Raw genomic sequence first — 25,189 nt, 5'->3', positions numbered from 1 at the left:
ATGCCGGCGGCACGATTGCCATGCCGCCGGCGATCCCCGGGCTCATGCCACTGGAGGCAGGTGGGCGATATGTTTGTCGAGCGTGACCGGATAGTCGCGCACGCGCACCCCGCTCGCATTGTAGATCGCGTTGGCGATCGCCGCGCCGACACCGCACAGGCCGAGCTCGCCGACACCCTTGGCCTTCATCGGCGACGATGTCGGATCGACCTCGTCGAGGAAGATCACGTCCTGGTGCGGGATGTCGGCATGGACCGGCACCTCGTAGCCCGCGAGATCGTGATTGACGAAGAAGCCGAAGCGCGTGTCGACCGCGAGCTCCTCCATCAGCGCCGCGCCCGCGCCCATCGTCATCGCGCCGATCACCTGGCTGCGCGCCGATTTCGGGTTGAGGATGCGCCCCGCCGCGCACACCGCGAGCATCCGGCGGATACGGACCTCGCCCGTCAGGCTATGGACCGCCGCCTCGACGAAATGCCCGGCGAAGGTCGATTGCTGATAGGTCTTGCTCAAAGTGCCATATTCGATGGCGTCCTCGGCAACGAGCCCGGCATCGCCCGCCGCTTCGGTGAGCGCGACGCTGCGGTTGCCCGAGCGCACCTTGCCGTCAGCAAAGGTGACGTCGGCCGAGTTGAAGCCGAGCTTCTGCGCGATCGCCTCGCGCAATTTGACGCACGCGGCATAGACGCCCGCGGTCGCATTGTTCGCGCCCCATTGCCCGCCCGATCCGGCCGAGACCGGGTGATCGGAATCGCCGAGCTGGACGACGACCTTGGCGACATCGACGCCCATCATCTCCGCCGCGGTCTGCGCGATGATGGTGTAGGTGCCGGTGCCGATATCGGTCATGTCGGTCGAGACGGTGACGATACCCTTCTTGTCGAGCGCGACCCGCGCCGCCGACTTCATCGCCATGCTGTTGCGGAAGCCCGCCGCGACGCCCATGCCGACGAGCCACTGGCCGTCGCGCCGCTGCGCGGGCTTGGCGCTGCGCTGCTTCCAGCCGAAGCGCTCTGCGCCTTGTTCGAGGCATTGGACGAGCTGGCGCTGCGAAAAGCGGCGCTCTGGCTTTTCGGGATCGACCTGCGTGTCGTTGGCGACGCGGAAGGCGATCGGATCCATGCCGAGCTTCTCGGCCATTTCGTCCATCGCGATCTCGAGCGCCATCAGCCCCGGCGCTTCGCCCGGCGCGCGCATCGCATTGCCCTCGGGCAAATCGAGCACCGCGAGCCGCATCGACGTCAGACGATTGGCACCGGCATAGAGCAGCCGCGTCTGGCTGACGGCGGTCTCGGGGCCACCACCGGGCAGATCGCCCGATCCGCTTTCGTGCGCGATCGCGGTGATCTTGCCATCGGCGCTGGCGCCGATGCGGATCCGCTGGATCGTCGCAGGACGGTGCGTCGTGTTGTTGAACATCATCGGGCGCGTCAGCGTGACCTTGACCGGACGGCCCGCGGCCTTCGCGCCGAGCGCCGCCAGGATCACGTCGGCGCGGATGAACAGCTTGCCGCCGAAACCGCCGCCGACATAGGGCGAGACCAGCCGGACATTGTCCTTGGGAATACCGAGCGTCTTCGCGACGTCGCCCTTGCTCCAGGCGATCATCTGGTTCGATGTGTACAGCGTGACCTTGTCGCCGTCCCACTTGGCGGTGGTGGCGTGTGGCTCCATCATCGCATGGCTGTGATCGGGCGTGGTGTAGGTCGCGTCGAGCTTGACCGGCGCGGTGCCGAACGCTGCGTCGAAATCGCCGATCTTGGTGACGGGCGGCTTGCCCTTTTCGCTGTGGAGCGGCGCGTCTTTCAACTCCTTCTCGAGATCGAACCGGCCCGCGGTGCGCGCGTAATCGATCACGATCAGCGCGGCGGCGGCGCGCGCCTGTTCGAACGTCTCGGCGACGACGAGCGCGACGGCCTGGTGATAATGGTCGATCTCGGGCCCACCGAGCAGCTTGGCGGTGTTGAAATTGCCCTTGCCGAGCGGCCCTGCGCTCTCCGCAGTGACGATCGTCAGCACGCCGGGGGCGGCCTTGGCGGCGGTCATGTCGATCCGGCTGATCCGCCCCTTGGCGACCGCCGCGCCGACGACATAGCCGTACGCCGGATTGGCGACGACGTCATGGCGCTCGTAGGCGTAGGGCGCGGTGCCGGTGGTCTTGAACTTGCCATCGATGCGATCGATCGGCTTGCCGACATGCTTGAGCTGGTCGATCGGGTTCTGGCCGGCGGGTGTATCAAACTTCATGGCGTTCAGCCCTTCGCTTCGATCAGGGCCGCGGCGAGCGTGCGCTCGACCAGCGTGACCTTGAAGGCATTGTCGTGCGTCGGCTTGGCGCCGGCGAGCAGCTTGGGCGTCACCGCCGCGGCGCCTTGCGGCAGCGCCGCTTCGGCCGCCTCGACGCGCCATGGCTTCGGCGCGATCCCGCCGACCGCGACGCGGCCCGAGCCATCGCGCTGGACGATCGCGGCAACCGAAACGAGCGCAAAGGCGTAGGACGCGCGGTCGCGCACCTTGTGATAGATGTGCGTCCCGCCGATCGGCTTGGGCAGCGTGACCGCGGTGATCAATTCTCCGGGCACCAGCGCCGTCTCGATATGCGGCGTGCTGCCGGGTAGCGTGTAGAAATCGGCGATCGGGATCGCGCGCGCGGCGCCATCGGGGCGGACCGTTTCGACGGTTGCATCGAGCAGCCGCATCGCGACCGCCATGTCGCCGGGATAAGTCGCGATGCACGCGTCGCTCGTCCCGATGATGCCGAGCTGGCGGCTGAACCCGCCGATCGCGGCACAGCCCGAGCCGGGCTTGCGCTTGTTGCACGCTTGGTTGGTGTCATAGAAATACGGGCAGCGCGTCCGCTGGAGCAGATTGCCCGCGGTGGTCGCCTTGTTGCGCAACTGGCCGCTCGCCCCCGCGACGATCGCGCGGCTGAGCACGCCGTAATCGCGCCGTACGCGTGCATCGGAGGCGAGATCCGAATTGCTGACGAACGCGCCGATGCGCAAGCCCCCGTCCTTGGTCTCCTCGATCCGGTCGAGTTTCAGGTCCTGCACGTCGATCAGATGCGCCGGGGTCTCGATCTGCAGCTTCATCAGATCGAGCAGATTGGTGCCGCCCGCGATGAAGTTGGCATTCGGGGTGCGGGCGACCGCAGCGGCCGCTTCGGCGGGCGATGTGGCGCGCGCATAGGTGAAAGGCTTCATGCGTTTGTCCCCGCAACTTCGCTCATCGCGTCGAGAATGTTCGAATAGGCGCCGCAGCGGCAGATGTTGCCGCTCATCCGCTCGCGCATCTCGGCATTGGTGGCGCGCGGTGCGTCGGTGAGGCTGGCGGTGACATGGCTCGGCGTGCCGGCCTTGATCTCGGCGAGCACCGCGACGGCCGAGCAAATCTGCCCGGGGGTGCAATAACCGCACTGATAGCCGTCATGCTTGACGAACGCCGCCTGCATCGGATGCAAATGATCGGGCGTGCCGAGCCCCTCGATCGTCGTTACCTTGTCGCCCTGGTGCATCACCGCGAGGCTGAGGCACGAATTGATGCGCTTGCCGTCGACGATCACGGTGCACGCACCGCACTGGCCGTGGTCGCAGCCCTTCTTGGTGCCGGTCAGATGCAGATGTTCGCGCAGCGTGTCGAGCAGCGTCGTCCGCGTATCGACCTCGAGCGTCTGCTTCTTGCCGTTGACGGTGAGCGTCACGGGCATCGTCATCGGTCGCTCCTGTTGTGCTGCGACCGGCGCCGCCGCTGCCGGGATCGCGGCCAGCCCCGCCGTCATCGCGCCGCCCACCAGGACGCCGCGCCGCGACACCTCTGTCTCGCTCTTGATATCCACCGCACGTCCTTCTTGTGATCAAATGGCCACGCAGCCATTGCGCCGTCAGCGTCGATTTACGGCGCCAACCTGTAATCCGTCGCAACCGAACGCTCAACCGGTCGCTTTGGTTCACGCTACAGACAGGAAACGGTGCGGCAAGGTCAAGTGTCGCTCGACAGTCCTTCGAGCAGCGTCTCGATCACGCCGAGCCGCGCCATCGCGTCGTCCTGCGCGCTGCGGAGAAGCAGCCGGTCGCCCTTCACCTCGAGCCCCGCCGCGTCGCCGGCGAAATCGTGCCGCGGGGTCAGCGCGATCGCCGCGGGGCCGGCGTCGATCCGCGCGATCCGCGCACCGAACGCGAGCACGCGCAATCGCGCGACCGCCAGCAAGGCATGCGCCTCGGGTGGCAAACTCCCGAAGCGATCTTCGAGCTCTGCCTCGAACGCGTCGAGCGCGGCCATCTCGCTCAGCCGCGACAGCCGGCCGTACAGCGCGACGCGGACATCGTCCTCGGGGATCCAGTCCAACGGAAGATTGCCCGCGATGCCGAGATGAAGCTCGGGCGTCCAGCGCTCGACATGCTCGCCACGCGCGGTGCGAAGCGCCGATTCGAGCAGGTAATGGTACAGATCGACGCCGATCAGCTTCATGTGGCCGGCCTGCGCATCGCCGAGCAGATCGCCCGCCCCGCGCATGTCGAGATCGCGCGCGCTGATCGCGAAGCCGGCGCCGAGCTTGTCGAGCGCCTCGAGCGTCCGCAGCCGTTTGAGCGTCGCTTCGGCGACCTTGCTCTCGGGATCGGTCAGCAGCAGGATCTGCCCGCGCCGCCCGCCCCGCCCGACGCGTCCGCGCAGCTGGTGGAGCTGCGACAGGCCGAAGCGGTCGGCGCGCCAGACGATCATCGTGTTGGCGCGCGGTACGTCGAGCCCGGCCTCGACGATGTTGGTCGCGAGCAGAACGTCGCCATCGCCGTTCGCGAAGCTGACCATCGCGGTGTCGATTTCGGCGGCGGGCAGCTTGCCATGCGCTTGCCGGATGGTGAGGCCGGGAACGAGCGCGGCGAGCCGTTCGGCCATCGGCGCGATATCCTCGATCCGCGAGACGACGACGAAGCTCTGTCCGCCGCGTTCGCGTTCTCTGAGCAACGCGGTGCGGACCGTGACGGGATCGAAGCTGCCGACGCTGGTGCGGATCGGCTGGCGCCGCGCGGGGGGCGTGGCGATGACCGAGACCTGCTGAAGCCCGATCAGCGCGGCCTGCAAGGTGCGCGGGATCGGCGTGGCGGTCAGCGTCAGCACATGGCCATCGGCGTTGAGCCCGCGCAGCTTGGCCTTGTCGGCCGCTCCGAAGCGCTGTTCCTCGTCGATCACGACGAGGCCAAGGTCGCGATAGGCGACGCCCTTCGCAGCCACCGCACCGGTGCCGATCACGATCGCGATCGATCCGTCGGCGAGACCGGCCTTGACCGCCTTCTTCTCGGCCGGGCTCGACAACCGCGACAGGCCGGCCACCGCGAGCCCGGTCGCGGCGAAGCGCTTGGCGAACAGTTCGAGATGCTGGCGCACCAGCACCGTCGTCGGCGCGGCGACGACGACTTGCTTGCCCGCCAGCGCCGCGATCGCGGCGGCGCGGAGCGCGACCTCGGTCTTGCCATAGCCGACATCGCCAACGACGAGCCGATCCATCGGCTTGCCCGCCGCCAGATCGGTGCGCGTCGCGGCGATCGCGCGCGCCTGGTCGGGGGTTTCGGTGAAGGCGAACTCGGCGGCGAAACGCTCATAGGCGTCGACGTCGGGCTCGAGCACCGCTGCGGTCTTGCGGTCGCGTTCGGCGGCGAGCGCGGTCAGCCCGCGCGCACTCTCGGCGACCGCGGCGTCGATCGCGCCGCGGCGTTTTTCCCAGCTCGATCCGTCGAGCGTGTCGAGCGCGACCGCGTCCTGGTCGGCGCCATAGCGCCAGATGCGGTCGGCATCCGCGACCGGCACCAGCCGCCGGCCCTCATTGGCATATTCGAGGACGATCGCGTCGCCGCCATCGGCATCGACCCCGACGGGCTCGACCCCGGCGACAAGCCCGATCCCGAAATCCTCGTGGACCACGACGTCACCGATGCGGATGTCGCCCATGTCGCCGCGCAGCGCCGCCGCGGCATCCGACGGCGCATGCGTCGCCTGGACGCGGCTGCCGAGCAGATCGGCAGCCGCGACGACGCTGAGGCCGGGCGCTTGCCAGCCATGGTCGATCGGCATGTCGAGCATCGCCGCGCTGCCCGGTTCGAGCGTCGCGACCTCGGCCCAATGGCTGATCTTGGTGAAGGCGATGCCCTGCGCCTTGGCGAGGCGCGGCGCGAGGAAACGGATGTCGCGCGCCGCGCCGAGCAGGACGAGCCGGTCGCCCTGCGCCAGCGCCGCCTTGGCGAAGCGCGAGAAAGCGCGACCCGCCGCCTTGCGCTCGACGAAGCGTGGGACGGGCTGTTCGTCGGCGGCGGCGACCGCGATGATCGTGCGCCCTTTCAGCGCCTTGTCCCAGCGCTTCCGATCGACGATCGGCAGCGTGTCGAGACCGCGCGCCTTGGCGGCGCTGGTGGCAAGGCCGACATAGCGATCGCGCCGCGCGGTTCCCGCGGGGTCGATCGCGATCACGGCGTCGGGCGCATGGTCGAACAGCGACTCCCAGTCGGCGCCAAGCGCTGGTTCGGACACGCGGCCAACCTGGATCGACTCGATCGGCTCGGTGCCGAGCTGCGAAATCGGATCATAGAGCCGGATCGCGCTGATCGCGCCGTCGACGATCTCGATGCGTACGGGGGCGACCGCGTCGGCGGGGTACAGGTCGACGACTTGCCCGCGCAGCGCCATTTCGCCCGGCTCGTCGACCCGGTCGTCGGCGACATAGCCGATCGCGCCGAGCATTTCGGCGAGCGCCGTCATGTCGACGTCGTCGCCGACCCGCAGCGTCGGTGGGGCATCATCGAACGCCGGGGGCGGGGGGTAGGCCGCGGCAGCCGCCTCGGCGGTGGTGACGAAGGCGACGCGCTGCTGGTCGGTCAGCGCGACGCGCAACCGGCGTAACGCGGCGATACGGCGGCCGACATTGGTGGGGGAGGCGGGCGCGGTGTCGCCGGGCAGCGCGTCGCTCGAGGGGCTGTGCACCACCAGCAGATCGGGCTCGGCGCAGGCGAGCGCTGCGGCCACCGCCTCGGCGCGTTGTTCGTCGGTCGCGATGTAGAGAATGTCGTGCGTCTCGGCCGCTTGTGCGAGCTTGGTCGCGACGATCCCGATCGCGGCATCACGCTCGGTCTGGCGCGCTTCAGGCGCTGGCGGATTGGCGTCAGCGAGCAGCAAGGGGCTGTTCCGACACGGGGATTACGGCACCCGCCGCACGCTTTGTCTCGCTCATGATCGGCACGGCATCGCGTCAGTCTCTCCCAGCGTCAGGAGCGTCCTAACGGGCGGAGACACGATTTTGGTCCCGCGAAAAGCACAGCTTTCTTCGGGAATTAACTTCGATCAGGAAGAACGCTCGGCTGCGTGCGCGCCGGTTTCGGTCGCTGGCTCTGCTGCAGGACCCGGCGCGAGCTTCTCGTCGCCAGCGAAGAGCCGGTCGAGCCGCCGACGTGTCGTGCGGTCGAATTCGGCCTTCGACACGGTCGACGGGCGCGACAGTTCGAGCTCGTCGGCAATCGCCGCCTTGATCCGCGTTACCGCATCTTCCTGCAGGACGCCGGCCTTGACCAGTTCGGCCGAGAGCTGGAGCAAGCCGACCGCGGTGGCATGCGCGCGTAGTCCGACGAAACCGATGAGGTCATGGACTTCCTTGCCGGCTCTCGTGTCCATCGTCACTCTCCTAGGATGGGGGTCTTGCCCGCTACGGCCGCCCGTTCGCGGGTCCATCCTCTGCTCTTTTCGGGCGACCGCAAGCGCAACCGGCTCGGCTTGACGCGTGGGTGCGCCGCCCGATCCTGCTGGCCAAACTCTCCCGCGGCGTCAGCGCGCGTGGTGTGCGTGGAACAGCCGGCCGCCTTCGACCCAATAGACGATCGCCAGCACGACCAGCCCGATCGCGAGATAGCCGATCGCCAGCGGATAGGTCGTGCCGTTATACGATTGCCCGATCAGCGAACCGACGATGACCGCGCCGACGCTGGTGATGAAGCCCTGGATCGACGACGCCGTCCCGGCGATATGCCCGACGGGCTCCATCGCCATCGCGCCGAAGTTGGAACCGCACAGGCCGATGCACGTCATGCTCAGCGCTTGGAAGACCATATAGGTCAGCAGCGTTTCGAAGCCCGCCGCGATCACGCCGATATGCAGCACCGACAGCGCGATGAGGCCGAGCAAGGCGGATTGCGAGATCAGCCGCGTCCCGAGCCGTTCGACCAGCCGGCTGTTGGCGAAGGCCGCGCAGCCCATCGAGAAGGCGCAGATCGCGAACAGGATCGTGAAGCGCGTGCCGGCATGGAATTCCTCGACGAAGATCTGCTGCGCCGACGACACGAACGCGATGATCGCGCCGAAGGTCATCGACGCCGCCACCGCATAACCGGCCGAATAGCGGTTGGTCAGCGTCAGCCGATACGCCTGGCCGAGCGACGCGAGCGACAGCGGCGAGCGCCGCTCGACCGACAGCGATTCGCCCAGCCGAAAGAACGTCCAGCTCAGCACGAACGCGGCGAAGGCGGCGAGCCCGTAGAAGATGAAGCGCCACGGCCCGAACGCGAGCAGGACTTGCCCGATGCTGGGCGCGAGGATCGGCACCAGGAAGAAGATCATCTGCGCGACCGACAAGGTCCGCGCCATCTGCCGGCCCGAGAAGCGGTCACGCACGATCGCCACAGCGAGCACGCGCGTCGAGGCTGACATCAGCCCTTGCAGGAAGCGCGCGCCGAGCAGCGCCGCGAAGGTCTGCGACCCGCCAGCAAACACGCTCGCCCCGACGAACCCGAGGAGCGAGATCAGCAGTACCGGCCGGCGTCCGTAGCGATCGGCGAGCGGCCCGTAGACCAACTGTCCCGAGCCGAAGCCGAGCATGTAGATCGTGATGATCCACTGCCGCTGATTCGCGGTGGCGATCGCCAGGCGATGGCCGATATCGGCGAGCGCGGGGAGCATCAGATCGACGCCGAGCGCATTGACCGCCATCAACGCCGCGACAAAGGCGACGAACTCGCGCTGCGACATGATCCGGGCGGGCGATGTGTCAGACATCGCTGCCGCCTAGGCCGAACCGGCGCGCAAGACCATCCGTTCGTTCGATCGCCGCGCTTCCCGTCCGCTCTACGCCGATCGGATCGGGATCCCGGGCAGCGCCTTGGCGGTGCGGATCGTCAGCGATGTCTTGACGCTCGCCACGTTCGGCGCCGGCGTCAGGTGCGTCATCAGGATTTCCTGGAAGCTCTTGAGATCGCTCGCGACGATCTTCAGGATGAAGTCGATCTCGCCATTGAGCATGTGGCATTCGCGGACCTCTGGGATCGTCGCGACATGCTCTTCGAACGCGGCGAGATCGTGCTCGGCCTGGCTGCGCAGCGATACCATCGCGAACACCGTGATCGGGAACCCGAGCGTTGCTGCATCGATCTCGGCGTGATAGCCGCGGATCGCCCCGGCTTCCTCGAGTGCGCGGACACGCCGCAGGCACGGTGGTGCCGTCAGCCCGACGCGCTCGGCCAGTTCGACATTGGTCATCCGTCCGTCGTCCTGGAGCAATTCCAGAATACGCCGGTCGATCGAATCAAAGCTCATTACGTGCAGCTCCCCCGCGACGCGTCTTTCGCGTCGCATGCTCTGCCCCCAGCATAAGATAATTGCCGGCGAACGCAATTGTCCCACAATGCGACGCCTCGAAATCTTGGGCTTCCACCGAGTCCTCCCCCCGGTTAAGAAATTCTTACGGCGCGATGGGCGACCACAGGGAACGATCCGACTTGCGCTTCGACGACAGCCTCGACACGGTTCTTTCGGCAGACATGTCGACGCCGTTCGGTGCGCAATCGACGTGGCGGCAGCTGGTCGATCTGATCGGTCGCGGGCGTGTTGCGGCCAGCGACGTCGCCATCGCACGGCTCGCGTCGATCCGGCGCGACGTCCCGCCGCCGGTCCGCGCGGCGAGTGCGCGCGCGCTGGCTTTTGCCACGCCGCCCGCAGCCCTGGTGGCTTTCTTCGCCCAGGACGAGCTCGCCATCGCCGCACCGATGTTGCGCACTGCCGATTTGTCGACCGATGAGTGGGCCGCGATCCTTCCCACGCTGTCGCCGGCCGCGCGCTCGGTGCTCCGCCACCGCCGCGATTTGGCCGACGGCGTGACGCGCGCGCTGCAAAGCTTCGGAAGCGTCGATTTCGTGCTCGGCGCGCCCGAGCCCGTCGCAGACGTCGTTGCGCCAGCCCAAATCCCGGCGCCGGCGGAGATCGTAGCGCCTATCGCCCAGCCGATACTCGAAGCCGAACCCGAGCCGTTCGCCATTCCCGAGACGATCGCGCCCGTCTCGCCCTTCCTGTCGATTGCCTCGGTCGCCGCAGCGATGCCGCTCGTCGCCGAGGCGCGGCGCCGCGCCGAGCAGGCGAGCGAAGGCGGTTCGGTGGCACCGCCGAGCGCCGATCCGAAGCCCGACAAGCCGCAGTCGGGCACTTTCCCGATTGCCGAGCTCGTCGCGCGGATCGACGCCTATCAGCGCAAGCGCGCCGAGGCGCCCGCGCCGCCACCGCTCGAAATCCAGCCCGAGCCGTCCGTCCCTGCGGCACGCCAGGCCGAGACCTTCCGCTTCGAGACCGACGCTGCGGGCGTGCTGCGCTGGGTCGAAGGCGCAGCGCGCGCGCCGCTGATCGGGTTGACGCTCGATCACGGGGCGATCGGATCGCAGGTCGATGGCGTCGCGTCAGGCGCCTTCCGGCGCCGCGCCGGCTTCAGCGACGCGCGATTGGTGGTCGATGGCACGTCCGATGCGGCAGGTCCGTGGCGGATCACCGGGATCCCGGTGTTCGACCGGACGACGGGCCGCTTCACCGGCTATCGCGGCAGCGCGCGGCGCCCGCGTGCCGACGAAACCGCCGAACCGACGCGCGAGGCGCGCAACCCCGCCGCCGACGCGCTGCGCCAGCTCGCGCACGAATTGCGTACGCCGACCAATGCCATCGCCGGCTTTGCCGAGATGATCGAAGCGCAGATGCTCGGGCCAGTCCCGCAGCCGTATCGCGAACAGGCCGGTGTGATCCGAAGCCAGACGAGCGGCTTGCTCACGGCGATCGACGATATCGACATGGCCGCGCGGATCGAGACGCACGCGCTCGACCTGCGCGCCGCCGATGTCCCGCTGGCACCGCTGCTGACGCGGATCGCCGATGATCTCGCGCCGCTCGCGACGCTGCGCGGCACCGTGCTCGAGCTGCAGGTCGACGATCCCGCCCTGGCGATCCTCGGCGATGATCGCGCGGTCGAGCGGCTGATCGCGCGCTTGCTCGCGACGCTCGTCGCAGCCGGCGGCGCTGGCGACCGGATCGGTGTTGTCGCGAGGCGCGATGATGGCGCGGTCGTGATCGTGTTCGATCGGCCCAAGGCGCTCGCCGCCTATGCCGAGGAAACGCTGCTGACGATCGACGCCGAATCCGAGGCCGATCGCGCCGACCAGTCCGGCGGTGCACCCTTGCTCGGGACCGGGTTTGCGCTGCGGCTCGCGCGCAATCTCGCCGTCGAATTGCGCGGGAGCCTGACGCTCGGCGACAAGAGCTTGACTTTGCGCCTTCCGGTCGCCTTTCCTGCCGATATGGAGCAGGTTTCCAGCAACTGACCGTGGCTGCAAGCGTGCCACCCCCCGGGTATCGCCCGCGCGCCCCCGAGCCGCGCGATCTCGTGGCGTGGCCGTCGGCGTTCGGCACGCGCTTCATCGTGCTCGTCGATACCGAGGAAGAGTTCGACTGGAACGCGCCGCTGGCGCGCGATACGCACGGCGTGTCGGCGATCGCGGCGCTCCCCGCGGCGCACCGCCGCTTTGCCGATCACGGCGTGCCGCTGACCTATATGGTCGATTATCCGATCGCGAGCGACGCCTACGCGATCGCGACGCTCGCTGGCGTGCTCGAGGACGGGGTGTCGGCGGTCGGCACGCAATTGCACCCGTGGGTCAATCCCCCGTTCGACGAGGCGCTGACGCCGTCGAACAGCTATGCCGGCAGTCTGCCCGAGCAGCTCGAGGCGGCGAAGATCGATGTGCTGACCGACGCGATCGCGGCGGGAACGGGAACGCGGCCGATCGCCTATCGCGCCGGGCGCTACGGCATCGGGCCGAACACGCTGCGGCTGCTCGCCGAGCGCGGCTATCGCATCGATAGCTCGATGCGGTCGGGCTATGCCTATAGCGGCGATGGCGGCCCCGATTTCGCCGAGATCGGCAACGCCGCCTTCCGCACCGGCCCCGACGCACAGCTGGTCGAGCTGCCGTTGACGACGATCCACACCGGCTGGCTGCGCAGTGGCGGGACACGGCTGTATCGCGCGCTGGGCGCCGTGCCCAAGGGGCGCGGGCTGTTCGCGCGGGCTGGGTTGCTCTCGCGTGTCGCGCTGACGCCCGAGGACATGCCGCTGCGCGATGCGCTCGAGGCGATCGCGGTCGCGACGGGAGAGGGCCTTCGCTTGCTCAACTTTGCCTTCCACTCGCCGTCGCTCGCACCGGGCCACACCCCCTATGTCCGCGATGCGGCTGACCTGGCGCGATTTTACGCGTGGTGGGACGCGGTGCTGACGGATCTCGCGCGGCGCGGGGTGCAGGCGGCGTCGCTCGAGGATGTGATTGTCGCTGCGGGCTTGCCAGCTTCGGGGGCAGGGCGCTAACGAGCGGGCGGGGGGCCTGTAGCTCAACTGGTTAGAGCTGGCCGCTCATAACGGCTAGGTTGCGGGTTCAAGTCCTGCCGGGCCCACCATTCATCCTTGTGAAGGCTGCAGGGTTTCCGATACCCCGGTGCTGCCGAACGGGGGGCGGAAAGCCGACATGCCGCGCGAAGCGTAGCGACCGTCGGAGCCCAGCCGCTTCGACGACATTCGGGGCGGAATACGACGACAGGTGCCGCGAGGCGCACCTTGCGACGCGACGGCTTGGCCCCGAGGATCCGCCCGCGTAGAGCCACGCGCATGCTCGACTCGCTCCACCATGTCGCCCTGATCTGCACCGATTATGATCGCTCGCGGCGCTTCTATGTCGAGCTGCTCGGTCTCGAGCTGATCCGCGAGGTGTACCGCGCCGAGCGGCAATCGTGGAAGGCGGACCTGCGGATCGGGACGGCGCAGATCGAGCTGTTCTCCTTCCCCGCACCGGCACCGCGGCCGTCCTATCCCGAGGCGACCGGGCTGCGGCATCTGGCGTTCAGCGTCGCCGCGCTCGACCCGGTCGTCGCTCGGCTCGAGGCTGCGGGAGTTGCTGTCGAGCCGATCCGGATCGATCCCTATACCGATCAGCGCTTCACCTTTTTCAGTGATCCCGACGGCTTGCCGCTCGAACTTTACGAAGCGCGCTGACCCGGCTGGCGGGGGCTTCGGGTGGGTCGGGGCCCCGTCCCGGATTTAGACATTTTTAACCATAAGAATCGTGCTTCGAAATCGTAAACGGCGCGTTAACTAGCGTCATGCAGGATACGATTTCGCTAAAGGCGCCAAGCGCACGTCACCCGTTCCGCCAGGCTTTCGTCGAATCGCGGATCGCGCGCGCGCGCGATCGCGATGACAGCGACGTCCGTTTGTTCGCGTTGAGCTTCGCGGCGTTCTTCATCTGCTTCTACACCTTCATCTTCTGAAGGCGCCGCGCGCCGCTCAGTCGCAGGCGAGGTGGAGCTTATAGGCGAGCCACGCCGAGATCGGGCACATCGCCGCCACGACGAGCAAGGTGTTCTCAGGCGAGACACCCGCGATCGCGAGCCCCTGCACGCCGATCGCGCCGATCGTCATTGCGCCGGCATTGACGACATTGTTCGCCGCCACGGTCCGCGCGGTCTCGTCCTTCGCGACGGTCGTCGTAAGGAAGGCGTAGAGCGGCACGACGAACATCCCGCCGGTCACCGCGATACCGATCAGCGAAGCGATGACGAGCGCGGCGCGCGGCGTCTCGATGAAGGTCATCACGTCGTACAGCGTGCCGGCGGGCGCCGCGGGCCAAGAGCGGCACAGGAACGAGAAGGCGACGATGAAGCCGCCCATCGCGAGCACCGAGGCCGGGCCATATTTCGCCGAAGTGTGCCCTTTCAGCAGCGCATTGATCAGTACCGAGCCGATCGCCACGCCGATCGAGAACAGCGCGATCATGAGGGTGAGGACATGCTTGTCGGCGGTCAGCACGTTCTTGGCGAGCGGATTGAAGACGATGATGAGCACCGCGCCCATCGTCCAGAAGAAGCTGATCGCGCAGATTGCAAGGAACAGCCGGCGGATGTGCATCGTGCCCGAAATGAGCCGCCACGACGAGGTGAAGGGATTGTAGCTGACCACCAGCTCCTTGCCTTCGCGCAAGGCGGGCGGAACCTGGAGCGAGACGACCCAGCCGATGACCGCGACGACCAGCACCACGATCGCGGCATGCTGCACCGCCATGAACCCGCCCAGCACGGTGCCGATCAGGATCGCGATATAGGTCGCCGATTCGACCAGCCCGGTCCCGCCGAGCACTTCGTCCTCGTGGAGATGCTGCGGCAGGATCGCATATTTGATCGGGCCGAAGAACGCCGAGTGCACGCCGAGAAACAGCACGGCGGCAAGCATCAGGATCAGGCCGGGGACGGTATAGCCGCCCCACGCGATCATCAGACCTGCCGCGCCGACGATCATGATGCCGATCTCGGCCAGCTTGACGATCCGGATGATCTTGGCCTTGTCGTGCGTATCCGCGAGCTGCCCAGCCAGCGCCGAGAGCAGGAAGAAGGGCAGGATCCCGATCGCTGTCGCGAACGCGGTGAAATTCTGTTCGAGCTTGGGGTCTGCAAAAATCTTGTAGATCGCGAATTGCACCATCACGGTCTTGAACAGATTGTCGTTGAACGCGCCCAGGAACTGAGTGACGAACAATGGCAGAAATCGGCGCTCTTTCAGCAAGCCGAGCGCGTTGAGCATGGTGTGTTCACGGCCTCGAAATGGCAGAATAAGGGCTGCCCATAGACTAGGCGGTATGCCGCCAGCAACCTGCTTCTCGATTGCGCGCGGTGCGGATGGGGTTTCACCAAGCCGATCGGACGGTTAGAGCGTAAGGCGTGCTCACCTTGCCCAACCTGCTCACCCTGTCGCGGATCGTCGCGGTGCCCTTGCTCGCCTGGTTCCTGTGGTGGCCAGGCTGGTCGGATGGCTATGCCGCCGGGTTCGCTTTGTACTGCCTGATGGGCATCACCGATTATTTCGACGGCTATCTGGCGCGCGCGCAGGGGACGGTATCGAAGCTCGGCGTGTTCCTCGATCCGATCGCCGACAAGATCATGGTCGCGGCGGTGATCCTGCTGCTGGTGGGTACACGCGACGGCAATCCCGCGATGATCCAGGGCGTGCACCAAATCGCTGCGCTCGTCATCCTGCTGCGCGAGATCGCAGTGTCGGGATTGCGCGAGTTCCTCGCGCAATTGCAAGTCTCGGTCCCGGTGTCGAAGCTGGCAAAGTGGAAGACGACGATCCAGCTCGTCGCGCTCGGCGGGTTGATCCTCGGCGGCGCGGTGCCGGCCTATCCGGTCGTTGGGCAGATCGGGCTGGCCCTGCTGTGGGTGGCCGCAGCACTGACCGTCATCACCGGCTGGGATTATCTGCGCGCCGGCCTGAAATATATGGATTGAACCAAACGCGGGCGGCACCGGAGTGCCGCCCGCGAGAGCGTTAGTTGAGCTTGGGAAGCACAACGCCGTTGACGACGTGGACGACGCCGTTCGACTGCTTGACGTCGGCGGTCTCGATATAGCTCTTGTTGCCGTTGACGTCGGTCAGCTGCACCGCGCTGCCGACCGTCTCGACGACGAGCGGATCGCCCTCGACCGTGACGAGCGAGGCCTTGCCGCCGCCCGCGGTCACCTTCGCCTGCAGGTCAGCCAACGTCAGCGTGCCCGGAACGACATGATACGTCAGCACCTTGGCGAGCGTCGTCTTGTTTTCCGGCTTCATCAGCGTGTCGACCGTACCCGGGGCGAGACGCGTGAAGGCGTCGTTGGTCGGCGCGAACACGGTGAACGGACCCGGGCCCGAAAGCGTGGTGGCGAGGCCAGCGGCCTTCACGGCGGTCACGAGCGTGCTGAGGTTCGGTGCGGCCGACGCGTTGACGGCAATCGGCTTGGTGGCGTCCATCACGGCGCCGCCGACGGTCGGGTTGGCGCCGGCTGCGGGGGCTGCCGCCATCGGTGCGCCGGCCATCGGGGTCGCGCCAGCGGCGGGGGCGGGCGCGGTTTGCGCGGTCGCTGCGGCACCGATGATCATGGCACCGGCCATCGCCGAAAGATACAGGTTGGTCTTGAAGGTCATCGCGATTCTCCACTCGATTGGGACGCGCGCTCGATGAACGGCGTGTCACAAATACGGTTCAGAGCCGAAATGGTTTCGTCACACTGCTTCGGCGAGTGCAGTGGCAAGCAGCTTGAAGTCCTTTTCGCGCGGAGATCCGCGTCGCCAGACGAGCGCGATCTTGCGCGACGGATTGGCCGCGTCGAGCGGGCGCGCGACCAGGCTGGTATGATCGAGAATGCCCGCCTTGAGCGCCATTTCGGGCAGCATGGTGAGCCCAAGGCCGTTGTCGATCATCTGCACGATCGTGTGGAGCGACGTCCCGAGCATCGTCGCCTCGGCGCGCAATTCGGGACGCGCGCAAGCCGACAGCGCATGGTCCTTCAGACAATGCCCGTCCTCGAGCAGCAGCAGCCGCGTCTCGTCGATCTCGGAGGGCGGCATCGCGCGGTCGATATTGCCCATTTCGGCGGGCTGCCCCGCGACGAACAACCGGTCTTCGAACAGCGTCTGCGATGAGACTTCGCCGCACGCGAAGGGCAAAGCGAGCAGCACGCAATCGGCGCGCCCGTGATGCAGCCCCTCGCACGCCGGCCCGCTCGGCTCCTCGCGCAGGAACAGCTTGAGGTCGGGATAATCACGCCGGAGCCGCGGCAGGATGCGCGGCAGCATGAACGGCGCGATCGTCGGGATGACGCTCATCCGCATCTCGCCCGACAGCGGGCGCCCGGCAGCACGCGCCATGTCGCCCAGTTCCTCGGCCTCGCGCAGCACGCGCCGCGCCTTGTCGGCGATCCGGTCGCCGAGCGGGGTGAAGCGCACGACGCGGCGCGTTCGCTCGACCAGCGTCACGCCGATCAGCGTCTCGAGCTCGCGAATCCCCGCCGACAGTGTCGATTGCGTCACGAAGCACGCCTCGGCCGCGCGGCCGAAATGGCCGTGGTCCTGCAGCGCCGCGAGATACTGCAATTGCTTCAAGGTCGGCAGGTACGTCGCCATTTATCGCTCCAATCGATCACACGGCGACAAATAACCCATTGGATCGATAAGAACAGTCCCTATATGGGCCCTGCAACGAGACGGCGTTCAGCGCCGCGCATGAGGATGTCCGACGAGGCCCCAATTTTTCCAGGAGGCCCACAACATGTTGACCATCGGCGACAAGCTCCCCGACTTTACCGTTCCCGTCCAGCAGGGCGTATCCGCGCTCCCCGCCGGTGAGACGCTCAGCCAGGACGCGTTCCCGGGCAAGTGGAAGGTGCTGTTCTACTGGCCGAAGGATTTCACCTTCGTCTGCCCGACCGAGATCGTCGGCTATGCCGGCCTCAAGGGTGACTTCGAGGATCGCGACGCCGTGCTGATCGGCGCATCGACCGACACCGCGCACGTCCACCTCGCCTGGCGCAAGTCGGATCCCGATCTGGCGGCTGCCGACTTCCCGTGGCTGGCCGATAACGGTGGCGTGCTCGCCGCGCAGCTCGGCATTCTCGACAAGGACGAGCATGTCGCGTTCCGTGCGACGTTCATCATCGATCCGGACAACGTGATCCAGGCAGTCCAGGTCAACGGCCTCAACGTCGGCCGCAACCCCGCCGAGACGCTGCGCGTGCTCGACGCGCTGCAGACCGACGAGCTCTGCCCGTGCAACTGGAACAAGGGCGACGACGTCCTCCAGATCGCCGCGTAAAATTGGACGCGCGGGCGCGGCCTGACGGTCGTGCCCGCCATCATCGTCACCCCAGCGTAGGCTGGGGTCTTTATGGGGCGGGCGTGACGCTCGCCCTCGAGAGACCCCAGCCTGCGCTGGGGTGACGTGTTTGTGGATAGGGAAACATCAATGTCGCTCAAGGATTTCGCCGGGACGCTCCCGGATTTCGCCAAGGACATCCGCCTCAACGTCGGCTCGCTGCTCAACGAGGCGCATCTGCCCGACCAGCAGAAGTTCGGCCTGTTCCTGTGCTGCGCGCACGCCACCGGCTATAAGCCGCTGGTCGACGTGACCGAGGCCGAAGTCGCCTCCAAGCTCTCGCCCGAGGCTGCCAACGCCGCTCGCGCCGCCGCTGCGGTGATGGCGATGAACAACGTCTATTACCGCTTCACGCATCTCGCCGGGAATGCCGAATACCAGACGATGCCCGCCAAGCTGCGCATGAACGTGATCGGCCAGCCGGGAATCGAAAAGGTCGATTTCGAGCTGTTCAGCCTTGCGGTCTCGGCGATCAACGGCTGCGGCATGTGCATCGACAGCCATGAGCAGATCCTCAAGAAAGCCGGCGCCACGGCCGAGGCGATCCAGACCGCGGTGCGGATCGGCGCGGTGATGAAGGCGGTCGCGACGGTCCATTCGGCGATCAACTGACCGTTCTAAAGCCCCTCCCCTTCAGGGGAGGGGTTTGCTGCTCATTGTGCGAGCGCCGACCATATCGAATAGGCGCTCGTCACCGTCAGCAGGGTCCCGACCATCGCCATCAGCTTGCGCGCCGGGACGCGCTTGGCGACCACCGCCCCGATCGGCGCGGCGATCAGCCCGCCGATCAGGATCCCGAGCGTCTGCAGCGTGAACGCCTTGAGCCCGAGCGTCGCGATGAACGTCGCCGAGATCGTCGCGGTGAGGAAGAATTCGGACGTATTGACCGTGCCGATCGTGGTGCGCGGCGCAGCGCCCTGGACGAGCAGGTTCGAGGTCACCACCGGCCCCCAGCCGCCGCCGCCCGCGGCATCGAGGAAGCCACCGACGAGACCCAGCGGCTCGATGATCTTGGGCTGCCTGGGCGTCACCGGTCCACGATAGGCCCGGTAGAGCAAATAGAGCCCCATCAGCGAGAGATACGCCATCACGAACGGCCGCGCGACCGCGCCGTCGATGTTGCTCAGCACATAGGCACCCAGCGCACCACCGATCATCCCCGGGATGACCAGCCGCCGGAACAACCGCCAGTCGACGTTGCGATGCACGATATGGCTCACGCCCGAGGCCGCCGTGGTGAAGGTCTCGACCGCGTGGACGCTTGCCGAAGCGAGCGCCGGCGGCATCCCGAGCAGCACGACGAGCAGCGTATTGTTGATCACCCCGAACGCCATGCCGAGCGCACCATCGACCACTTGCGCGGCAAAGCCGATCAGAATGAAGGGCAGCATCGCCGCGAAAATCGCGGGGAAATCGATGGTCGAAACCTCTGGCATGCTAAGCAGATCGCGCCTTTTTTGAAATCCCACAAGAAAGATGGGGTTTTGTTCGATAAAGTTAGCGACCGGACGCGCCTTTAATTCGACCGACCGAAGGACTAGATATCGCGCAGATGAAGGGGAAACCGCAATGATGGGACGATTGATCGCCTATCTCGATTCGATCAAGGCTCGTGATCCCGCCCCGCGTTCGCGGCTCGAGATCCTGACCTATCCTGGCGTCTGGGCGCTTGGCTATCACCGTATCGCGCACCGGCTGTTCAAGGCGCGGCTGTTCTTTCTTGCGCGCGCGGTGAACCATTTCTCGCGCTTGATGACCGCGATCGATATCCACCCCGGCGCCTCGATCGGCCGCAATTTCTTCATCGATCACGGCTTCGTCGTGATCGGCGAGACGGCCGAGATCGGCGACAACGTCACGATCTATCAATGCGTCACGCTCGGCGGCACGAGCCCGGACAATGGCATTGCCGGCAAGCGCCACCCGACCTTGTGCGACAATGTCATCATCGGGTCTGGTGCTCAGGTGCTCGGCCCGATCACGCTCAACAAGGGCTCGCGCGTCGGCGCGAACGCCGTCGTGACGCGTGACGTGGTCGAGGGCGCGGTCATGGTCGGCATCCCGGCGCGCGCGACGATGGTCGAAGGCGGGCAGAAGCCCGTCGAGTTCCTCGCATACGGCACGCCGTGCAGCGAGATGTTCGATCCTGCGACGCAGAAGGTCGAACTGCTGCGCTGCGAGCTCGAGACGATGCGCAAGCGGCTCGACGCCTTGCTGGTGGAAAATCACGACCTGCGCGATCGGGCTTGATGGGGACGATAACACCCTTTCCGGCGCCACGCGGTACGCCGCTGCAGATCGGCTTCGAACGGCTCGAACTCAACCGCATCCTCGATCTCTACGGGCGGATGGTCGCAGCCGGCCTGTGGCGCGACTACGCGATCGATCTCGGCTATGAAGCCGCGGTCTTCGCCGCTTTCCGCCGCGCCGCCGAACGCCCCGAATTCCGGATCGAGAAGCGCCCTGCGTTGCGCCACAAGCAGGGGATGTGGGCGCTGATCGGCGAACATGGCATGGTCCTCAAGCGCGGCCCCGAACTCGGCCCGGTCCTTGCCCCGGTCGAGCGGCGCCTGATGAAGGTGGTCGACTGAGCGCTTAGGCGATACCCGGCACGGTAAAGCACGCGATCGCGCCGCAGGTGGCGCGGTTGCGCAGCGTGATCACCCCGCCTTGCGCTTCGATAATCGCCTTGCAGATCGACAGGCCGATTCCCAGACTGTCTGCCTTGGTCGTGACGAACGGCTCGAAGACATTGGGGAGCAGCATCCGGTCGACGCCCGGACCCGAATCCGCCACGCAGACCTCGACGACTTGCCCCTTGTCGGACGCGGTGACGAGGATGTCGACCGGCGTGCCGGCGGCGGCCTCGACGGCATTCTGCAAAAGGTTGAGCAGCGTCTGCTGGAGCAGGATCCGATCGCCCAGCACGATAAGCGAGTGCGGAAGGTCGAGCGTGATCCGCGCGTCGGGTCGCCCCAGCGTGACGATATCGGCGGCGTCGCGCAACGTGTCGGTGAGCGCGACCTGTTCCAGCCGTGCTTCGGGGCGGGTCGTCAGCGATTGCAGGGTGCGGATGATGTGGCCCGCCGTGCGGCTTGCCTCGATCGCTGCCTGCAGCGACTCGAGCACCAGCGCGGAATCCCCCCGGCTTTCGACGACCGCACGCGCGACGGCCAGGTAATTGCCGATCGTCGTCAGCGGCTGGGTGAGTTCGTTGGCGATCGTCGTCGCCATCATCCCCATCGCATTGCGGCGTGATCCGTGAATCAGGTCGTTTCCCAGCGGGCCGAGCCGCGCGCGCGCGGTGCCTGACGGACGTTCGCCATGCGGCTCGCCCATCGCTTGCTGGGTGCGCGCCGGGCGGCACAAAGCGAGGAAGGCCGCCGTGATCTCGATCGGATCGGACGTCGGCGCATAGACCACGCTGTCCGGGACACCTGACGCTGCCCAGTCGCTGGTCCCCCGCGTCGACAGATAGCCGATCGCGACCGCCGGGTTGGCAGCGCGGGCTTGGCGCGCCACCTCCCACCCGCGCTGCAGCGCATCGTCATCGATTCGAACCAGGACTCCGTCACGGTCGAGCGCTGCGCGCGATACGGCGTCGTGCGCCACGGATGGGTCGAGCGTCGCGCAGGCGCCGCCGTCGCGCTCGAAAGCCGCTTGGAGCGAAGTGCGCACGCTGGAATGGCGGTCGACGATCAGAATCGAGGTCACCCGGTGCCTCTTTCGTTGCGTTGAACGGCGCAAACGGCGCAAATATCCGCCTGCGTTCAAAGGAATACGCGAGATTCCGGTTTGCAACAAGGCGCACGACGAACGCCGCCGGGCGAGTCGACCGCTAGGCGGCAACCAGCGTCGCGACCGGGGGCAGACGCTCGCCAAGACCGCCGAGCAGGCCGACCACGATCCGCCGCATTGCCGGCCAGAAGGCGGAGAGCGTCAGCAAGGCCGAGCCGATCGCCAGTGCGGTGAACGCCCACGCCAGTTCGACCGCGCCCGCCGTCTGGAACAGCGCGTACAGCGCATAGAGGACATAGGCGAGGCTCGAGACGAGCAGCGCGCGCCGGTCGACCGCGAGCGCGACGAAGGCGAAGGCGAGGTAAAGCGCGAGCACGATCAGCGCGGTGCCGATCGCGATTGCCCCGCCGAACACGCCGAGCATGTGGAAGACGGGATGCGCGATCATCGGTGCTGCGGCGAGGTGGAGCCAGAAGGCGACGTCGGCACGCCGCGTGCGGCGCTCGCGGTCCGACAGATCCCACGTCATCGCGAGCGCGAACATGCCGAGCCCACAAATGAAGACGAGTGGATAGACCGCTTCCTTCACCAACGGGATCGCGGCGATCACCAGCGCGACGACGACGCCTACCAAGGCCGATGCGCCGGCGGCGACGGTGATCGGCACCATGAAGCGCCGCCAGTGCAGCCATGCGGCGCCCGCCATCAGCAGGCCGATGCCAGCGCCGATCGCCGCGCCGGCCTGGTCGCTCGAATTGGCGTGCAGCGCGACGAGCACGCCGACCGGCGTCGTACCGACACCGCCGACAAAGGCGAGCAGCAGCAGGATGCTCGGCAGCGCCATCCGCCGAATGCGCGTGAAATACTCGGCGAGCCCCCAGGCCGCGACCGCGACCAGCGCGCCAGCGAGCGGGGGGGTGATCGACTCGCCGATCCAGCCGACCGCGAGGAGCACCAGCACGATCGCGATCGACACGAAAATATCGTTGAAGCCCGACAGCAGCCGGAAGCTCTCTTCATCGACCGCGGGCGCGGCGTTGCGCGCGGCGATATGATTGCGCAGCGCGGCCGCCGCCTCGCGCGAAATCGCGCCTGCCGTCACCGCCCCGTCGATATCGCTTTCGCTGTACATGATCGTCTCCCTGTGATGGGGAGCGTATCACGCGTGTATCAGTGTAGCAACACAGTAACTATCGTCGCCCCGGCACAGGCCGGGGCGACGCGCGAGGTCAGCCGCCCTGGAGCTTCTTGAGGATGCTCATCGACTGTTCGGCACCGTTCTGCGGGGTCATCTCGCCAGCACGGTCGGTGATCTCGGACCAGTGGGCGGCGATGCCCTCGGGCGACAGATCGTCGCCGCTCAGCAGCTTGCCCTGCGTCAGCGTGACATAGGCCGCCTGGAACACACCGGCGCCAGCGCCGATGATCATGTTGGTCGGCGATTCCTCCGAGACGAGATAGAGCGCGGCCGGCGCGACCTTTTCGGGGGCGAAGGCGGCAAACGCCTCGGCCGGGAAGAGGTCCTCGGTCATCCGCGTGCCTGCGGTCGGCGCGATCGTGTTGACCTTGATGTTGTTCTTCGCGCCCTCGATCGCGAGCGTCTTGGTGAGGCCAGCAAGGCCGAGCTTGGCCGCGCCGTAATTCGCCTGGCCGAAATTGCCGTAGAGGCCGGTCGACGATGCGGTCATCAGGATGCGGCCGTAATTCTGGGCGCGCATCGTCTCCCACACCGCCTTGGTGACGTTGGCCGAGCCGTTGAGGTGGACGTCGATCACGAACTTGAAATCGGCCGGCTCCATCTTGGCGAAGCTCTTGTCGCGCAGCACGCCGGCATTGTTGATGAGGATGTGGACGCCGCCCCAGGTTTCCTTGGCCTTCGCGACCATTTCGACCATCTGCTCATATTCGGTGACGCTGCCGCCGTTCGAGATCGCCTCGCCGCCGGCCGCCTTGATTTCCTCGACGACCTTCAGCGCCGCGTCGCTATGGCCGGTGCCATCGCGCGAGCCGCCGAGATCGTTGACCACGACCTTCGCGCCGCGCTTGGCGAGTTCGAGCGCATAGGCGCGACCGAGACCGCCGCCGGCGCCGGTGACGATGGCGACCTTATCATCGAAACGGATGGACATGGATGGACTCCTCTAGGTGGTTTGAGGCGCGTCCTAGGCAATTGCGCGCGGCGTGCAAGCCGCGATCGGCATACTCCCGATACGAAAAAGCCGGCGTGCAGAGCTTCTGCACGCCGGCCGTAACGGCAAGTCTTGAAGGCTGCGGCCGGAAAAATCCGGTGCGGCCTCAGCGCTTGTGCATGCGCTTGCCCGAGTGCATCCGCGCGCCGGCAGCGTTCGACCGCTCGGTGCAGCCATCCTTCAGCGTGCGCGAGCAGGGCGGGTAGTCGCCGGTCGCTGCCATCGGTGCCGACGGCGTCGCCATCGACGCATTGGCGGCAGGCGTCGTTGCCGGCTGCGCCATTGCCGGATCAGCGGCGGGGGCGGCGGGCTGTGCCATTGCGGGGTCTGCTGCCGGGGCGGGCTGCGCGGGCATGGTTTGCGCCGGGGCCGGCTGGCTCATCGCGTCGGGGGTCGCCGGTGCTGGCGTGGTCTGCGCCAGCGCGGGCATTGCGACGGCAGCGGCGAGGGCCGCAAACATCATGATTTTCATAAACAGTCTCCTGCGAACGGGCAGCATGGTGTGCTGCTCGTCGGGTCAAACGCACATTGTGCCGCATGTGTCCCAATATTCTTTACGCACCCGAATCGAGTGCGTAGCCCGCCGAACGCACCGTGCGGATGATATCGGGGCGGTCGCCGCAGTTGATCGCCTTGCGCAGCCGCCGGATGTGCACGTCGACCGTGCGGCTCTCGATGTCGCTGTCATGGCCCCATACCGCATCGAGCAACCGCTCGCGCGAGAAGACCCAGCCGGGATGTTCGAGGAAATGCTTGAGCAGGCGGAACTCGGTCGGCCCGAGCGGGATGACCTCGCCCGAACGCCGCACCTTGTGGCCGACGGTATCCATCTCGATGTCCGAATAGGTCAGCTGCTCGCCCGCCAACGCCGGGCGCACCCGCCGCAGCACCGCGCCGACGCGCGCGACGAGCTCACGTGGCGAGAACGGCTTGGTGACATAATCGTCGGCGCCGGTCTCGAGCCCGCGGACACGATCCTCTTCCTCGCCGCGCGCGGTCAGCATGATGATCGGGACGTTGGCGGTCTCGGGCATGCGGCGCAGGCGGCGGCACACTTCGATCCCCGACAGGCCCTCGACCATCCAATCGAGCAGCACGATGTCGGGGGTATTCTCCTTGGCCAGCAGCAGCGCCTCCTCGCCGTCGGGCGTCTGCGCGATCTCGAAATCCTCGCGCTTGAAGTGCCAGATCAGCAGCTCGGCGAGCGCGGCGTCGTCTTCAACCAGCAGCATTTTCGCGCGGGCCATATCG

At 67.1% G+C, this 25,189-nt stretch carries 25 protein-coding genes and 1 tRNA gene; 10 read left to right on the top strand and 16 right to left on the bottom strand.

Going from position 1 to position 25,189, the window contains the following annotated elements; genetic code table 11:
• Positions 1-42: 42 nt before the first annotated feature.
• The 7 genes from paoC to ABIB28_RS02710 form a co-directional block, all read right to left on the bottom strand.
• On the bottom strand, positions 43-2,247 hold the full coding sequence (paoC, locus tag ABIB28_RS02740; protein WP_354286169.1) for an aldehyde oxidoreductase molybdenum-binding subunit PaoC: 2,205 nt from the start codon (positions 2,245-2,247) through the stop codon (positions 43-45).
• A gap of 5 nt (positions 2,248-2,252) precedes the next feature.
• Entirely contained in the window at positions 2,253-3,203 is a 951-nt protein-coding gene (locus ABIB28_RS02735) for an FAD binding domain-containing protein (protein ID WP_354286167.1), read from the bottom strand.
• Positions 3,200-3,835 (bottom strand): aldehyde dehydrogenase iron-sulfur subunit PaoA, encoded by a 636-nt coding sequence (gene paoA, locus ABIB28_RS02730; RefSeq protein ID WP_133188927.1) that lies wholly within the window; start codon positions 3,833-3,835, stop codon positions 3,200-3,202. The genes ABIB28_RS02735 and paoA overlap by 4 nt, the downstream gene beginning before the upstream one ends.
• Positions 3,836-3,978: 143 nt before the next feature.
• Positions 3,979-7,161, bottom strand: coding sequence for a helicase-related protein (locus tag ABIB28_RS02725; RefSeq protein WP_354286165.1), 3,183 nt, complete (start codon positions 7,159-7,161; stop codon positions 3,979-3,981).
• Positions 7,162-7,326: 165 nt separating this feature from the next.
• On the bottom strand, positions 7,327-7,653 hold the full coding sequence (locus ABIB28_RS02720) for a hypothetical protein (RefSeq protein ID WP_322163154.1): 327 nt from the start codon (positions 7,651-7,653) through the stop codon (positions 7,327-7,329).
• 150 nt (positions 7,654-7,803) lie between these two features.
• Positions 7,804-9,000: a multidrug effflux MFS transporter gene (locus tag ABIB28_RS02715; RefSeq protein ID WP_354286334.1), complete on the bottom strand. Its 1,197-nt coding sequence runs from the start codon at positions 8,998-9,000 to the stop codon at positions 7,804-7,806.
• Positions 9,001-9,096: 96 nt separating this feature from the next.
• Positions 9,097-9,564, bottom strand: a complete 468-nt coding sequence (locus ABIB28_RS02710; protein ID WP_133188921.1) for an Lrp/AsnC family transcriptional regulator — start codon at positions 9,562-9,564, stop codon at positions 9,097-9,099.
• Positions 9,565-9,746: 182 nt separating this feature from the next.
• Here ABIB28_RS02710 and ABIB28_RS02705 point away from each other — a divergent pair, with 182 nt between their 5' ends.
• The 5 genes from ABIB28_RS02705 (at position 9,747) to ABIB28_RS02685 (ending at position 13,599) form a co-directional block, all read left to right on the top strand.
• On the top strand, positions 9,747-11,603 hold the full coding sequence (locus ABIB28_RS02705) for a histidine kinase dimerization/phospho-acceptor domain-containing protein (RefSeq protein WP_354286162.1): 1,857 nt from the start codon (positions 9,747-9,749) through the stop codon (positions 11,601-11,603).
• A 14-nt stretch (positions 11,604-11,617) separates the two neighbouring features.
• Positions 11,618-12,643, top strand: coding sequence for a polysaccharide deacetylase family protein (locus tag ABIB28_RS02700; protein ID WP_354286160.1), 1,026 nt, complete (start codon positions 11,618-11,620; stop codon positions 12,641-12,643).
• A gap of 12 nt (positions 12,644-12,655) precedes the next feature.
• A tRNA-Ile gene (locus ABIB28_RS02695) sits at positions 12,656-12,732 on the top strand.
• Between the two features lie 208 nt (positions 12,733-12,940).
• The gene (gloA2, locus tag ABIB28_RS02690; protein WP_133188917.1) at positions 12,941-13,324 is read left to right on the top strand and encodes an SMU1112c/YaeR family gloxylase I-like metalloprotein; all 384 of its coding nucleotides are present in this window, start codon (positions 12,941-12,943) and stop codon (positions 13,322-13,324) included.
• A gap of 107 nt (positions 13,325-13,431) precedes the next feature.
• Positions 13,432-13,599: a hypothetical protein gene (locus ABIB28_RS02685; RefSeq protein ID WP_322163205.1), complete on the top strand. Its 168-nt coding sequence runs from the start codon at positions 13,432-13,434 to the stop codon at positions 13,597-13,599.
• A 16-nt stretch (positions 13,600-13,615) separates the two neighbouring features.
• Here ABIB28_RS02685 and ABIB28_RS02680 read toward each other — a convergent pair whose 3' ends face one another.
• Positions 13,616-14,905: an MFS transporter gene (locus tag ABIB28_RS02680; RefSeq protein ID WP_133188915.1), complete on the bottom strand. Its 1,290-nt coding sequence runs from the start codon at positions 14,903-14,905 to the stop codon at positions 13,616-13,618.
• 137 nt (positions 14,906-15,042) lie between these two features.
• On the opposite strand from ABIB28_RS02680, the gene pgsA reads away from it, so the two are divergent.
• Complete coding sequence (gene pgsA / locus ABIB28_RS02675) at positions 15,043-15,609, top strand: CDP-diacylglycerol--glycerol-3-phosphate 3-phosphatidyltransferase (protein ID WP_354286158.1); 567 nt, start codon at positions 15,043-15,045, stop codon at positions 15,607-15,609.
• A 40-nt stretch (positions 15,610-15,649) separates the two neighbouring features.
• Here the strand turns inward: pgsA and ABIB28_RS02670 are convergent, their stop codons facing one another.
• Together ABIB28_RS02670 and ABIB28_RS02665 are read right to left on the bottom strand one after the other, a co-directional pair.
• Positions 15,650-16,285 carry a fasciclin domain-containing protein gene (locus tag ABIB28_RS02670; RefSeq protein WP_354286156.1) on the bottom strand — a complete coding sequence of 212 codons (636 nt, stop codon included), beginning with the start codon at positions 16,283-16,285 and terminating at the stop codon, positions 15,650-15,652.
• A 78-nt stretch (positions 16,286-16,363) separates the two neighbouring features.
• Positions 16,364-17,263 carry a hydrogen peroxide-inducible genes activator gene (locus tag ABIB28_RS02665; protein ID WP_322163209.1) on the bottom strand — a complete coding sequence of 300 codons (900 nt, stop codon included), beginning with the start codon at positions 17,261-17,263 and terminating at the stop codon, positions 16,364-16,366.
• A 145-nt stretch (positions 17,264-17,408) separates the two neighbouring features.
• Between ABIB28_RS02665 and ABIB28_RS02660 the strand changes: the two genes are divergently transcribed.
• Both ABIB28_RS02660 and ahpD read left to right on the top strand, forming a co-directional pair.
• Complete coding sequence (locus tag ABIB28_RS02660; protein WP_133188907.1) at positions 17,409-17,951, top strand: peroxiredoxin; 543 nt, start codon at positions 17,409-17,411, stop codon at positions 17,949-17,951.
• Between the two features lie 150 nt (positions 17,952-18,101).
• A complete protein-coding gene (gene ahpD, locus ABIB28_RS02655; RefSeq protein ID WP_133188905.1) occupies positions 18,102-18,623 on the top strand; it encodes an alkylhydroperoxidase, AhpD family in 522 nt (173 codons plus the stop codon).
• A 41-nt stretch (positions 18,624-18,664) separates the two neighbouring features.
• Here the strand turns inward: ahpD and ABIB28_RS02650 are convergent, their stop codons facing one another.
• Complete coding sequence (locus tag ABIB28_RS02650; protein ID WP_189674986.1) at positions 18,665-19,447, bottom strand: sulfite exporter TauE/SafE family protein; 783 nt, start codon at positions 19,445-19,447, stop codon at positions 18,665-18,667.
• A gap of 133 nt (positions 19,448-19,580) precedes the next feature.
• On the opposite strand from ABIB28_RS02650, the gene epsC reads away from it, so the two are divergent.
• The gene (epsC, locus tag ABIB28_RS02645; RefSeq protein ID WP_189674985.1) at positions 19,581-20,261 is read left to right on the top strand and encodes a serine O-acetyltransferase EpsC; all 681 of its coding nucleotides are present in this window, start codon (positions 19,581-19,583) and stop codon (positions 20,259-20,261) included.
• Positions 20,261-20,602 carry a DUF2794 domain-containing protein gene (locus tag ABIB28_RS02640; RefSeq protein WP_133188901.1) on the top strand — a complete coding sequence of 114 codons (342 nt, stop codon included), beginning with the start codon at positions 20,261-20,263 and terminating at the stop codon, positions 20,600-20,602. The genes epsC and ABIB28_RS02640 overlap by 1 nt, the downstream gene beginning before the upstream one ends.
• Positions 20,603-20,606: 4 nt before the next feature.
• Here ABIB28_RS02640 and ABIB28_RS02635 read toward each other — a convergent pair whose 3' ends face one another.
• From ABIB28_RS02635 to phoB, 5 genes are all read right to left on the bottom strand, one after another.
• Positions 20,607-21,725 (bottom strand): sensor histidine kinase, encoded by a 1,119-nt coding sequence (locus ABIB28_RS02635; protein WP_354286153.1) that lies wholly within the window; start codon positions 21,723-21,725, stop codon positions 20,607-20,609.
• 124 nt (positions 21,726-21,849) lie between these two features.
• Positions 21,850-22,881 (bottom strand): hypothetical protein, encoded by a 1,032-nt coding sequence (locus ABIB28_RS02630; protein ID WP_354286151.1) that lies wholly within the window; start codon positions 22,879-22,881, stop codon positions 21,850-21,852.
• Positions 22,882-22,978: 97 nt separating this feature from the next.
• The gene (locus ABIB28_RS02625; RefSeq protein ID WP_354286149.1) at positions 22,979-23,878 is read right to left on the bottom strand and encodes an SDR family NAD(P)-dependent oxidoreductase; all 900 of its coding nucleotides are present in this window, start codon (positions 23,876-23,878) and stop codon (positions 22,979-22,981) included.
• A 166-nt stretch (positions 23,879-24,044) separates the two neighbouring features.
• A complete protein-coding gene (locus tag ABIB28_RS02620) occupies positions 24,045-24,410 on the bottom strand; it encodes a hypothetical protein (protein ID WP_133188893.1) in 366 nt (121 codons plus the stop codon).
• An 82-nt stretch (positions 24,411-24,492) separates the two neighbouring features.
• Positions 24,493-25,185, bottom strand: coding sequence for a phosphate regulon transcriptional regulator PhoB (gene phoB, locus ABIB28_RS02615; RefSeq protein ID WP_133188891.1), 693 nt, complete (start codon positions 25,183-25,185; stop codon positions 24,493-24,495).
• Between the last annotated feature and the right edge of the window lie 4 nt (positions 25,186-25,189).

The sequence above is a fragment of the Sphingomonas sp. UYEF23 genome (genome assembly GCF_040546165.1).
Lineage (GTDB): Bacteria > Pseudomonadota > Alphaproteobacteria > Sphingomonadales > Sphingomonadaceae > Sphingomonas > Sphingomonas glacialis.
This window is presented reverse-complemented; position numbering and strand designations above follow the sequence as displayed.